11 protein-coding genes are annotated in these 12,344 nt (G+C 62.6%); 5 read left to right on the top strand and 6 right to left on the bottom strand.

Annotated features, from left to right (window positions below; translation table 11 throughout):
- Positions 1-168 (bottom strand): thioredoxin family protein (locus tag SH809_18070; protein ID MDZ4701624.1); only part of this gene is annotated, 168 nt, incomplete at its 3' end.
- Between the two features lie 343 nt (positions 169-511).
- On the opposite strand from SH809_18070, the gene SH809_18065 reads away from it, so the two are divergent.
- The 5 genes from SH809_18065 to SH809_18045 all read left to right on the top strand — a co-directional run bounded on the left by SH809_18065 (position 512) and on the right by SH809_18045 (position 5,932).
- Positions 512-1,321, top strand: a complete 810-nt coding sequence (locus SH809_18065; GenBank protein ID MDZ4701623.1) for a DUF1080 domain-containing protein — start codon at positions 512-514, stop codon at positions 1,319-1,321.
- 27 nt (positions 1,322-1,348) lie between these two features.
- Positions 1,349-2,197 carry a sugar phosphate isomerase/epimerase gene (locus SH809_18060; GenBank protein MDZ4701622.1) on the top strand — a complete coding sequence of 283 codons (849 nt, stop codon included), beginning with the start codon at positions 1,349-1,351 and terminating at the stop codon, positions 2,195-2,197.
- A 26-nt stretch (positions 2,198-2,223) separates the two neighbouring features.
- Entirely contained in the window at positions 2,224-3,615 is a 1,392-nt protein-coding gene (locus tag SH809_18055; protein ID MDZ4701621.1) for a Gfo/Idh/MocA family oxidoreductase, read from the top strand.
- 63 nt (positions 3,616-3,678) lie between these two features.
- Positions 3,679-4,728, top strand: coding sequence for a PmoA family protein (locus SH809_18050; GenBank protein ID MDZ4701620.1), 1,050 nt, complete (start codon positions 3,679-3,681; stop codon positions 4,726-4,728).
- Between the two features lies 1 nt (position 4,729).
- On the top strand, positions 4,730-5,932 hold the full coding sequence (locus tag SH809_18045; GenBank protein MDZ4701619.1) for a PmoA family protein: 1,203 nt from the start codon (positions 4,730-4,732) through the stop codon (positions 5,930-5,932).
- Positions 5,933-5,988: 56 nt separating this feature from the next.
- Here the strand turns inward: SH809_18045 and SH809_18040 are convergent, their stop codons facing one another.
- The 5 genes from SH809_18040 to SH809_18020 form a co-directional block, all read right to left on the bottom strand.
- The gene (locus SH809_18040) at positions 5,989-7,668 is read right to left on the bottom strand and encodes a SulP family inorganic anion transporter (protein MDZ4701618.1); all 1,680 of its coding nucleotides are present in this window, start codon (positions 7,666-7,668) and stop codon (positions 5,989-5,991) included.
- 158 nt (positions 7,669-7,826) lie between these two features.
- Positions 7,827-9,377, bottom strand: a complete 1,551-nt coding sequence (locus SH809_18035) for a GMC family oxidoreductase (GenBank protein ID MDZ4701617.1) — start codon at positions 9,375-9,377, stop codon at positions 7,827-7,829.
- Between the two features lie 6 nt (positions 9,378-9,383).
- Entirely contained in the window at positions 9,384-9,731 is a 348-nt protein-coding gene (locus SH809_18030; GenBank protein ID MDZ4701616.1) for a hypothetical protein, read from the bottom strand.
- Positions 9,732-9,803: 72 nt separating this feature from the next.
- Positions 9,804-10,181 carry a cupin domain-containing protein gene (locus tag SH809_18025; GenBank protein ID MDZ4701615.1) on the bottom strand — a complete coding sequence of 126 codons (378 nt, stop codon included), beginning with the start codon at positions 10,179-10,181 and terminating at the stop codon, positions 9,804-9,806.
- Between the two features lie 25 nt (positions 10,182-10,206).
- Positions 10,207-12,147 (bottom strand): DNA topoisomerase IV subunit B, encoded by a 1,941-nt coding sequence (locus tag SH809_18020; GenBank protein ID MDZ4701614.1) that lies wholly within the window; start codon positions 12,145-12,147, stop codon positions 10,207-10,209.
- Positions 12,148-12,344: the final 197 nt, after the last annotated feature.

Here is a 12,344-nt window from a genome sequence, read left to right as displayed (position 1 = left end):
GGCCGGCGCCGGCCCCCATCCGAAACACGCGTTACCCTCAGGGTCGAAAGCGACCAGCCGGGGAATGCTTCGAGCGCCCTGCGTCAGGTAACGATCCATGATCTCCAGGTGGGTGTCACGCAACACGAGCCGGAGTGTGATCATCGGGTTGAGCCGCGCAGCGTGAATTAAAGGTTGTCATGAACCTGACGATATCCAGAGAACAGGCTGCGTACTCTGTAGTTCTTGCCGGTTTGTCGAAAAGGGGCTGTACTTCGATAAATGGGTAGGATTGAGCGCTGCCTGAAACAGTCCGATGTTCGCATCGGGCTGTTTTTTTATGTCCTGACAGGTAATGTTGTGAAGCTCGGGGTCATCGATATCGAATAGCCACGCGTTCGATTTGACTCCTCCGGAGTCAGCGTGTATTTTTTAGGTCTCCAACCCGTCCGAGCGTTACACGCCGGCGCACGACCTCACGCGGTCCCACGATCGATTGCTCTCCGCCAGAATGACCATCGCTGCTCCTTACATGCCCCGTGCCTGCTTGGCGACCCTCCTTTTCGTGTTCGTAGTAACGGCATCCGCCGGATGCGGCGGGGATGCGCCGCCTACCGACATCGATACGCCCACGACTGCCGTGGCCGCGACACCCGTCCTGAATACCCTGACCGACGCTGAGCGAGATGCCGGGTGGCAGCTACTGTTTGATGGGTCGACGTTCGACGGATGGCGCGGCTACCGTAAAGACCATGTGCCCCTGGAGCATTGGACGATCGAAGACGGCGTCATCCACAAAATCGCCAGCGGGAAAGTGCCCCTCATGGCCGACGGCCAGCCGATGGCCGGAGGCGACATCATGACCGTTGCCACCTACGAGAACTTCGAGGTATCCTTCGACTGGAAGGTGGCGCCGGGCGCCAACAGCGGCATCAAGTACAACGTGGTCGAGTCCATGTCCGACACGAACCCGCTCGGGTTCGAGTATCAGGTGTTGGACGACGACCTCCACCCCGATGCGATGATGGGGCGTGATGGAAATCGGACGGCCGCGGGATTGTACGACCTCATTGCGCCGGCCGACAAAGCCCTCAACCCGGCCGGCGCGTGGAACAGTGGCCGGATCCTCTTCAACGGCGCCCACGCGGAACACTGGCTAAACGGCAAGAAAACCCTCGAATACGACCTCGGATCGACCCGGATGGATTCGCTGCTCTCCCTCAGCAAGTACGCCCCCATCGCGGGGTTCGCGGACAAACGCGCCGGCCATATCGTCCTCCAGGATCACAATGACGACGTGTGGTACCGTAACATCAAGATTCGAACCTTATCTGGCGAATAACCGCCTCCCACCCTTCACCAGGATCGTATGAGCACTCGTAGAGACTTTTTCAGAACGGCGGCAGCCGGCGCGGCAGGCGCCTACGCGTGGCCTTCCTTATCCCCCGCCTTGCGCGGAAGCGCACCCGGCCGCGCCGCAGGGGTGAACCTGGGGGTGGCGAGTTATTCGCTCCGCAAGTTCACGCGGCCCCAGGCGATCGCCATGGTGAAGGAACTGGGGATCACGAATATCAACATCAAATCCTTTCACCTCGAACAGGAGGGTACGCCGGCAGAAATCAAGGCCGGCCGGATGGAATTCGAAAGCGCCGGCCTGAAGATCGTCGGCGGCGGCACCATCACCATCCATGAGGACACCGACGAATACGTGCGCGCCGTCTTCGAATACGCGAAGGCCAGCGGCTTCCCGCTCATCGTCTGCGCACCCAAGCCCGAGGTCGTCCCACGTATCGAGAAGTTCGTCAAGGAATACAACATCATGGCCGCCATCCACAATCACGGGCCGGAAGACCAGTACTTTCCGGGGCCGAAAGATGTGCTGGCCGTAGTGAAAGACATGGACCCACGCATCGGCTGTTGCGTGGATGTCGGCCACACGACGCGAACAGGGGTGGATGTGGTCGAGGCGATCGCCGAAGCCGGCCCCCGCGTGCTCGACATGCACATCAAGGACCTGAGCGACCTGATGGATCGGGACAGCCAGGTCGCCGTCGGCGAGGGTGAGATGCCCGTCGTGGGCCTCTTCAAGCAGCTGATGGCCATGAACTACGCCGGCTACGTGAACCTCGAATACGAGATCTTCCCAGACGATCCCATGCCCGGCATGAAACAATCCTTTTCGTATATGCGCGGCGTGATCGACGCGCTTTCCGCCTGAATCTTCGTCCCTAAACCGAGAACACCATGTCCAAACACGCATCACGTCGCGAATTTCTTCGCCTTGCGGCTACAACCCCCGTCGCATTAGCCGCCGGCCCGGCGCTGGCCGGCGCGCGCACGTTCGACCTCTCCCGCCCGTCCGGCGCCCCCAAAATCAGCCCGAACGACCGTATCCGTGTGGCGACGATCGGTATGGGCGGGATGGGCTTCGGCGATACCCGCACCGCGCTCAAGGTCGAAGGTGTCGAGTTCGTCGGCGCGGCCGACGCCTACGACGGCCGGCTGATCCGCGCGAAGGAGTCGTTCGGGAACGATATCTTCACGACACGCGACTACCGCGAAATTCTGAGCCGAAGCGATGTCGACGCCGTGATCATCGCCACGCCGGACCACTGGCACCAGCGGATCACCATCGACGCGCTCGAGGCCGGCAAGGCCGTGTACTGCGAGAAACCGATGGTGCAGCACATCGAGGAAGGGCCGGCGGTGCTCCAGGCCGTCAAAAAATCCGGCAAGCTGATGATTGTCGGCAGCCAGCATGTGAGCTCGCTGACCTATGAAAAAGCGCGCGACCTGTACCAGTCCGGCGCCATCGGGCAGCTGAACATGGTCGAAGCCCGCATCAACCGCAACTCGGCCCAGGGGGCGTGGCAGTATTCGATACCCCCCGACGCCTCTGAAGCCACCGTCGATTGGGACAACTTCGTGGGCCACGCCACCAAGCGGCCGTTCGACCCGGTCCGCTTCTTCCGCTGGCGGAATTATTACGATTACGGTACTGGCATCCCTGGCGACCTGTTCGTTCACTTGTTTTCAGGAATCCACCTGGTGCTAAGCTCCAACGGTCCGACGCGGGTGATGACCACTGGCGGCCTCCGCTACTGGCTCGACGGGCGCGATGCGCCGGACGTGATGCTGGGTCTGTACGATTACCCGAAGACAGACACCCACCCCGAGTTCACCGTGGCCCTTTCGGTCAACTTCGCCGATGGCGGCGGCGGCGGCGGGACCTCCTTCCGCTTCATCGGCAACGAGGGGGTGATCACGATCGGTGAATCCAGCACGACCCTGAGCCGGCTCGCGCCGAATCCGGAGCCCGGCTACTCGATCAGTACGTTCGCCCAAGCGATCCAGGACCAGTCCATGGCCGAGTATCGGGAGAAGTATCCCGTGCCGGCGCGGCCCGATCTGCGTGCGGCCAACGAGGAGATCTACCGTGCCCCGGGGGGGTACGACAGCCGGTACGACCACTTCAACAACTTCTTCACCGCCCTCCGTTCGGGCGGTACGGTCGTTGAAGATGCCGCGTACGGCTACCGCGCCGCCGCGCCAGCCCTGCTCTCGAACCTGAGCTACATCGAGAAGCGGGCCGTCGATTGGGATCCGGTGGCGATGAAGCTGACCAACGCCATGTGATCGGATGAACCCCGGGGGCCCGCTCCCGGGGTTTGCCGTTTTATCGACTCGCAGGGAATCGTCATGACGCGTCTCCTCGTGCTTGTGTTGGCCGGCCTGGCCGCCGCTGCTGTCGCGTTTCGCCCTACCGGGGGCGTGCAGATCGTCGTGCTGGACGACCAACAACGGGTGGACGTGTCGATCGACGGCGCCCTGTTCACGGCGTACGTGTACCACGACAGCATCGCCACGCTCAAGAAGCCGGTCCTCTACCCCATCCGGACGGCCGGAGGGCAAGACATCACGCGGGGATATCCTTTTGAGCCGCGCGCCGGCGAGCGGGTGGACCATCCGCACCACATCGGGCACTGGCTCAATTATGGGGATGTCAATGGGTACGACTTCTGGAACAACTCGGACGCCGTGCCGGAAGAACGCCGGCCTCGCATGGGCGCCATCCGCCACCGCGCCATCATCCAGGCGCTTGGCGGCGACGAGCACGGGGTGCTGGACGTAGAGGCCGACTGGTTGACACCTACCAATACGCGCCTCTTGCAAGAGCGCACACGGTTTATCTTCTCGGGCGACGACTCCATGCGCGTCATCGACCGCATCACCACCCTCACGGCGCTCGACCAGGACGTTGTGTTCACCGACAACAAGGAGGGGATGATCGCGCTCCGCGTCACCCGGGCGCTTGAACACCCGGAGGGGAAACCCGTCCTGCTGACCGACGCGGCCGGCAAGCCTCGCCCCGAGGCGGTGTTGGACGACACCGGCGTGTCCGGCGAGTACCTCAGCAGCGAGGGCGTGCGGGGCGTCGATGTCTGGGGCACGCGGGGGGAATGGATGATGTTAATCGGCGAGTTGGCCGGCGAGCCGGTGACGGTGGCTCTGATCGACCACCCTCGGAATCCCGGGTATCCGACGTACTGGCACGCACGCGGCTACGGCCTGTTTGCCGCCAACCCGCTCGGGCAGAAAGCGCTTAGCGGTGGGAAAGAAGCGTTGAACTTCGCCTTGAAAGCCAGCGAATCCGTCACCTTCCGCTACCGCATCGTCGTTTTATCCGACCCTGCCGATGCCGAAAAATCCGTGCGGCAGCTGGCGGCCACGTTTGCAGACACCCCCTGATATGCTTCGCCCGCTCTTGTGCGCACTCGCCTGTAGCAGCTTACTGCTCGGCTGCCAGCCACCCGCGCCCGAGTGGCGCCTGAGTGTCCAGGCCGGCGAGGTGGACCGCCGGCAATCGATCGTATCGTTTGATCTTCCAGCCGCCCCTCTACCGAAAGGGCTCGAAATCGTCGATGAATCTGACCGCGCCACTCCCGTGCAGATCGAGGATGGACAGGGATGGTTTATCCTCGATGCGTTGGATGCCGGCACCTCACGCACGTATACCTTGCGGCCAACGTCGGCTAACGATTACGGTATTCAGGCAACGCTAGCCGACGGCGTCGTTTCCTTCGCCGACGGCGACCAACCTGTTCTCTCCTACCAGAGCCGACCCACGGCCCTCCCCGATCCGGGGTTCGACTCCGTCTACGTGCGGGGCGGGTACATCTACCCGTTATATACCCCCTCGGGCGTGCTGGTGGTGGACGATTACCCGCCGAACCATATCCATCACCACGGTATCTGGTCCGCCTGGACCAGCACCGAATTCGAAGGCCAGAAACCCGATTTCTGGAATGTCGCGCTAAAAACCGGGAGGGTGGAGCCGGTCTCCCTGGACAGCGTCGGGGCCGGGCCGGTGTTCAGCCGGCTCCAGGCCAGGCACCGGTATGTCGACCTGACTCGCGGATCGCCGCGTCCGGTCATTGACGAGCAGTGGGACCTGCGTGTTTTCGCGGTCGACGCCGGGGACGCCCCGTATCGGCTCGTGGAGCTTCGCCTACGCCACACGACGGCCACCGACTCCGCGCTTATCCTGCCCGAGTACCACTATGGTGGGCTCGGCTTCCGAGGACATCGGCAATGGGATGGGGCCGAGAATGCGTTTTTCCTGACCTCCGAGGGGATGGATCGCAGCAACGGGCATGAGACGCGGGCGCGCTGGAGCCATATCGGCGGGTATGTCGATGGGCAACTCGCTGGCGTGGGGCTGCTGGCGCATCCGGACAACTTCAGGGCGCCGGAGCCGATGCGGATCCACCCGACCGAGCCGTTTTTTTGCTGGTCTCCCTCGCAAGCCGGCGCATGGGCGATCACACCGGAGCAGCCCTACGAGGCCGCCTACCGGTTCGTGGTGAGCGACGGGCCACCGGACGCCGAGTTGCTGGAACGGCTGTGGCGGGATTGGGCCGAGCCGGTCCGCGTGATGGTACGAAGCGAGTAGCGAATCGAGGAAGCCGCACCCAGCGGTGGGCACCGGATCTCACGGCATCGAGCGTCCTATTCGACTTCAGGCCTATGCTCCACCTCCTGGCGCGCCCGGGCGAGCGCATCGTTAAACTGGGCGAATACGTGCTCCTCCCCGATCTGTTTGAGCAGGCCGATGCGGCGCATGGCTTCCAGCGGTTGGGCGCGAACGCCGGAGATGAGCAAGAGCGTTCCCTGCTGGCGCATCCGATTCCAAACGCTTTCAACCGCCTGGAGACCGGTGGCATCCACGGCCAGGACGTGACGCATACGTAGAATCATCACCCGGGACGGCTGGATGGAAGCGGCCATCTCAGTGAACTTACTGGCGGCTCCGAAGCACAGCGAACCGTTGATCTCGAACACATCGACTCCCGCCGGCACGTCGAGCTCCGCCGGCGCCTTCTCGCCGGCCTCTTCGTAGTCCAGCACGCTCCGCATCGCGCTCACGGACGTCACATCCGCCAGGCGCTTCATCAGCAATAGCGCCGCGAGCACGATCCCGACTTCCAGTGCGACGGTGAGATCCACGAACACCGTCAAGAGAAACGTGGCCAGCAGCACCAGCACATCGCTCCGCGGGCCCCTCAGTAGGCGGACGAAATTGTGCCACTCGCTCATGTTGTAGGCCACCACCAGCAGGATACCGGCCAGTGTCGCCATTGGGATGAGCACCGCCATCGGGCCTGCGGCGAGCAGGATCACCAGCAACACGACCGCGTGTACGATGCCGGCGATTGGCGAGCGGCCCCCATTGCGGATGTTGGTGGCGGTTCGTGCAATGGCGCCGGTAGCCGGAATCCCCCCGAACAGCGGCGATGCGATGTTCGCGATGCCCTGCGCGATCAGTTCGGTGTTGGAGCGGTGCCGGCCACCCGTCATGCCGTCCGCCACCATCGCGCTGAGGAGCGACTCGATGCCGGCCAGCAACGCGATGGCGATGGCGGGTGAGGACAACTCGCCGATCATCGACCAGTCGATGGCCGGCATGGCCGGCTTTGGCAACACATTGGGCACCTCGCCAAACCGTCCACCGATGGTATCCACGGGCAGATCAAACAGCTGGACGGCCAGGGTGGTGGCGAGAAGCGCGATCAGCGGGCCGGGAATACGCCGCGTCAATAGCGGCCAGAACTGGATGATGGCGATGGTCGCCAAACAAATGAGTACGGACTCGATCCCGAACGAGCCGATGTGCTCCCCATACGCCTGGATTTTTTCGAGCGAATCCGCCGGCACCCGTTCCATGTGTAACCCAAGGGCGTCGCGCACCTGCCCCAGCGCGATGATAAGGGCGATGCCCGACGTGAATCCTACCGTCACGGGATACGGGATATAGCGGATTACGGCGCCGAGCCGGGCGATGCCCATCACGACGAGCATGACGCCGGCCATCATCGTCGCCACGGCCAGGCCCTCGTACCCGAACTCGTCAACCACGCCGGCGACGATGATCACAAAGGCGCCCGTCGGTCCCCCGATCTGGACGCGGCTTCCGCCCAGTGCGGATATCAGGAAGCCGGCGACGATGGCGGTGAACAACCCCTGCTCGGGGCGGACCCCGGAGGCGATCGCGTTCGCGATCGCCAGGGGAAGCGCGACGATCCCGACCACCAGGCCGGCGAGTCCATCGCGCCCAAAATCCGCAAGCGTGTAGCCTTCTCGAAGAACGGTTACCAGCTTCGGTTCAAACTCTCGAGCACCACGTGACATAAGGCGGCCCTGCCGCTTCGCATGCGATATAAACCCTCACCTCTCGGACGCTGCTCGATCATCAAGGGCCTCTCATGTAATGAGATGTTTATCTGACGCCGGATACCGGCTTGCGCTCCGCCCCACGTGTGTGCTTTTCAAGAAGTGCGCGGATCGTTTTAGCCCATCATCCCTTTCAGCCTGTCCGACAACCGCATTGTCATCGCGATGATGGTGAGCGTCGGATTGGAGGCGCCGGCCGTCGTAAAGGTCGACGAGCTGGCGACGTGCAGGTTGTGTATGCCGTGGACGGTGCCGTTGGGGTCGACCACTCCTTGCTTCGGGTCGTCGTGCATGCGCGTGGTGCCCATATGGTGCCATCCGCCGCCGAGGTTCGGTGTCCACATCGGGTCGTCGGTGGTGAGCCAGTCCAGCAGCTGGACGCGGCCCAGGCCAACCTTGCCGGCCTCCTCGCCAATGACTTCGAAGGTGCGGCGGAGCGAGTGTTTTTCGAGCGCCGTCAGCCGCCAGTCGAGCGTGAGGCGAGGCATCCCGAGTTCGTCCGTCTCCCGGGCAAGGAAGACGCGAGAGTCGCGGTTGGGCGACTGCTCCATGCGGGCCTGGAGTTGGAATTCGCGGAGGCCGGAGAGGTAGTCGGGAGTCTGAGCACCACCAGGGGCCCCCTCGTATTCGGCCTGTAATTCGTCGAGGCGGTCGACAGTGAACCGGGCGTCACTCGGGTATCGGGAGATAAGCCAGGGATAATCCTTGGGCTCCAGCGTTCGGGGGTGGAGTGTGACCGTGAGGTTGAGCACCTCGTTCTCCGCTTGCGCCTCTTCGCTGAGCGACAGTTCGCCCCGGGCTTTGGTCTCGAAGAACTTCATCTCATACATCTTCATGGACGCCGGCGCGTTGACGAGCAGCATGCTCGCACACATCACCTCCAGGTGCTCCATGAAATACCGCCCCACGAGGTCGTTCTGGTTGCCTAGTCCGGCCGGCGCGCGATCGTTTGACGCGAGTAATAGCCGGGCATTCTGCCAGGCGCCGCAGGCCATGACGTAGTGTTTCGCCCGGAAGGAGAACGTCTTGCCTTCGAACGTGCGGACCGTGAGCCCCTCGACATTCGCGGCGGTCTCGTTGGTGTCGATCCGGGTGACGTTGGCGTTTGAGTAGAGGTGGATGTTCTCTGCCCGGAAGATGTCGTCGCGGTAGCGGAGACCAAATCGGGTGGGCGGGCTGAACTGCCACATTTTGGTCCATACCCGGCTTTTGTCGAACGCGAGGCTCTGACGGTCGGGGTCTTGTGCCTCCCAGTACGCCGCGTCCCACGCGTAAGGACCGATCTCTACGTACGAGTGCGCACGGGGATAAAAGGCGTCGAGTGCGGCGCGGTCAATCGGCCAGCCGCTATCCGGCACCCAGTCGCGCTTTTTGAAATCAAGCGGCTCAAACGGCGAGCACCATCCGGCCCAGTGCCCGGTGGTCCCGCCGAAAGCGCGAAGACGGACAGCCTGGAGCGGGTAATAGGTCTGCCCCACGCTTTCGCCGTCGTACAGGGCCTGAGGCCGCGGTTCTACCTGAAAACTACCCCCTTCCAGCAGGATCACCTTGTACGGGGTGTCCTTCCATTCGAGGGCCATACTGATTCCGGCCGCGCCGGCGCCAATGATACAGATATCGCCCTCGATGACGGATCCGTCTTCGAGGGTGCGTGCGTCGGTGTGCATAGGGGTTTAACTGAGCGCGAACAACGCGCACTGGCGGGCTTCGGTTCGAGCGAGGATCCAGCCGTTGAGCTGGACGGTCTCGCGGTGGGCGAATTCGTTTCGGATGCACGATTCGACGTTCCGTGCTCCGCGAAGCGTCTGGGCGAGCCGATGTTCTAGCGCGTCCGTATGGGCCTCGGCGGGGTGTTGTTCGATGTAGCGGCGGCCGATCTGGCGCACCTGCTCGTCGTCTCGGAAGAGATCGAGTAATCCGGGGCGAGCATAGGCCGAAGGGGCCGCCCAGACAGCCGGCGTTGCAAGGCAGGCTGCAGCCAGACCCGTCGCGTTCAGCAGGATAAAGTCTCGTCTACGCATGGAGATGATGGAATCGGTGATCGGGGCGCGGGTAATGTGCGCATCCTCAAGTGAAAATCCAACCGGAGTCATTCATTTTTGCGTGCGCAGGTAGGCGTCGGTCCCGTCGATCCAGTCCTGCCGGGGCGGACTGAACACGTCGAGGCTTAGCGAGTCCTCGAGTGCGACGGCGCCATGCGGCAGGTTGGAGGGCAGGTACAGGACCTCGCCGGCGCGCACGATCACCTCCCGACCTTCATCGCCTACCGAAAACCGAAGCGCGCCGGAAAGGATGTAACTAAACTGCTCGTTCTCGTGGCGGTGCGTGGGCACCACCGCTCCTTTTTTCATGTCGATGTGCGCCAGCATGAGGCGGTCGCCGTGCATCATCTTGCGCGAGAGGAACGGCGTGAGCGCTTCGGCCGGCAGGTCGGCCCAGCGGTGGTGGGTTTCGAGGGGGTGATCGGGCATAACTAAGGGGGGCTACGGGGGTGTATCAAACGTCGAGTTCGTCGACTTCGCCGGCGTGTTCCATGATAAATGTGTACCGGGCGCCGGCGTCCTTACCCATCAGGTCAGTGATCGTATTTTCGGTCGCCACGCGTTCTCCGTCCGGAATCGTCACCTGCAGGAGCCGGCGTTTTTCGGGGTCGAGGGTAGTTTCGTGCAGTGTTTTGGGCATCATCTCGCCAAGACCTTTAAAACGCTGGATCTCGATGTTGATGTTTTTCCGGCCGGCTTTAATCTTCTTCGTGATCCGCTCGCGGTCCGCCTCATCGAGCGCCCAGTAGGTCTCCTTCCCGGCTTCAAGCCGGAAGAGTGGCGGCTGGGCGATGTAGACGTACCCTTCCTCGATGAGCGGCCGCATGTAGCGATAAAAAAACGTGAGCAGGAGCGTGGCGATGTGGTGGCCGTCGGAGTCGGCGTCCATCAGCAGGATGATTTTATGGTAGCGGAGCCGGGCGATATCCAGCTTATCCCCGATGCCACAGCCCAGGGCCTGGACGATGTTCGATAGCTCTTTGTTTTCGATGACTTTGCTGAGCGTGGCCTGTTCGGCATTGAGGACCTTGCCGCGGAGCGGGAGCACCGCCTGCGTTTTGCGGTCGCGTCCCTGCTTGGCGGAGCCGCCGGCGGAGTCCCCTTCGACGATAAACAACTCGCTATCCGAGGCCTCCGAGCTCGAGCAATCCGCCAATTTGCCGGGCAGCGTGAGGCGTTGCGATAGGCTGGTTTTGCTCCGCACGTTACTGGCGGCGGCGCGGCTGGCGAGACGGGCCTTGGCGGCCTGGATAACGCGCGCGGCGATGGCTTCCCCCGTGGTGGGATGGCCGTTGAGATACTGCTCGAGCTCGAGGCGCACGGCGTTCATGAGCAGCTGCCGCGCCCCGGGGTTGTTGAGCTTGTCTTTCGTTTGCCCCTGAAACTGGGGCTCGACCATGAAGAGGTTGATGACCGCCAACATTCCTTCTCGGATGTCGTCGGCCGTGAGCTCGAGCTTTTTGGGAAGCAAATCGTGCGTCTCCATGTAGGCGCGCACGGCGCTGCGTACGGCGTCCTTCAGGCCCTGCACGTGTGTTCCGCCGTCGCGGGTCGGGATGCCGTTGACGAACGCGTCGATCCGCTCTTTCGGCGCCTCGGTCCATTGGAGCGAGACCTCGGCGCGTTGCCCCCCAACGAGTTCATCCTGCTTGATGAAAAGTGCGTCCGCATGTACGACGCGCGCGCCTTCGTCCTTGACTACCTTCTGGAGGTATTCCGCGATGCCGCCTTCGTGGTGAAAATCGAACCGTTTACGGTTGACCTCGTCCTTGAAGACGATCTTGAGGTTGCTGTTGAGGTAGGTTTTGATTTCGAGCTGTTCGCCGATCCACTGCGGATCGAATTCGATCGACTCGAAGATGTCCGTGTCCGGTCGGAAGAAAATCGTGGTGCCGGTTCCGCGGACGACGCCGTCGAGCGTCTTGAGCTTCGTGACCGGCACGCCGCGCCGATAGGTTTGTGTGTGCTGCCGGCCGTCGCGCTTGATGGTGGCTACGAGTTCTTCGGACAACGCATTCACGACGGACGAGCCCACGCCGTGTAGCCCGCCTGACGTGATGTAGCTTTTGCCGTCGAACTTCCCTCCGGCGTGCAGGGTCGTCAGGATGACTTCAAGCGTGGGGACTTTCTTTTTTGGGTGGATGTCCACCGGGATGCCGCGGCCGTTGTCCGCCACTGACACGCTTTTCCCATCGTCGTGCAGGGTGACTTCGATGAGCGTCGCAAAGCCATTGGTCGCCTCGTCGACCGCGTTATCGACGATCTCCCATACGAGATGGTGCAGGCCGGCTTTCCCTGTGCCGCCTATATACATGCCCGGCCGCTTCCGGACGGGCTCCAACCCCTCCAGCACCTGAATGTCCGCGCCGGTATAGGTCGAGGTTACTTCTGCCATAGGCCGTTCACTCGTTCTGACGTTACGCGCTGTGGATCGGGAGACACGAGGTGTCGTGTCTTTACGATGTTTAGCCGGATTTTTACTGACTGACGTTAAGCGCTGTGGATAGGGAGACACGAGGTGTCGTGTCTTTACGATGTATAGCCGGCTTTTTACTGACTGACGTTAAGCGCGGTGGATAGGGAGACACGAGG

Source organism: Rhodothermales bacterium, from assembly GCA_034439735.1.
Classification (GTDB): domain Bacteria; phylum Bacteroidota; class Rhodothermia; order Rhodothermales; family JAHQVL01; genus JAWKNW01.
This window is presented reverse-complemented; position numbering and strand designations above follow the sequence as displayed.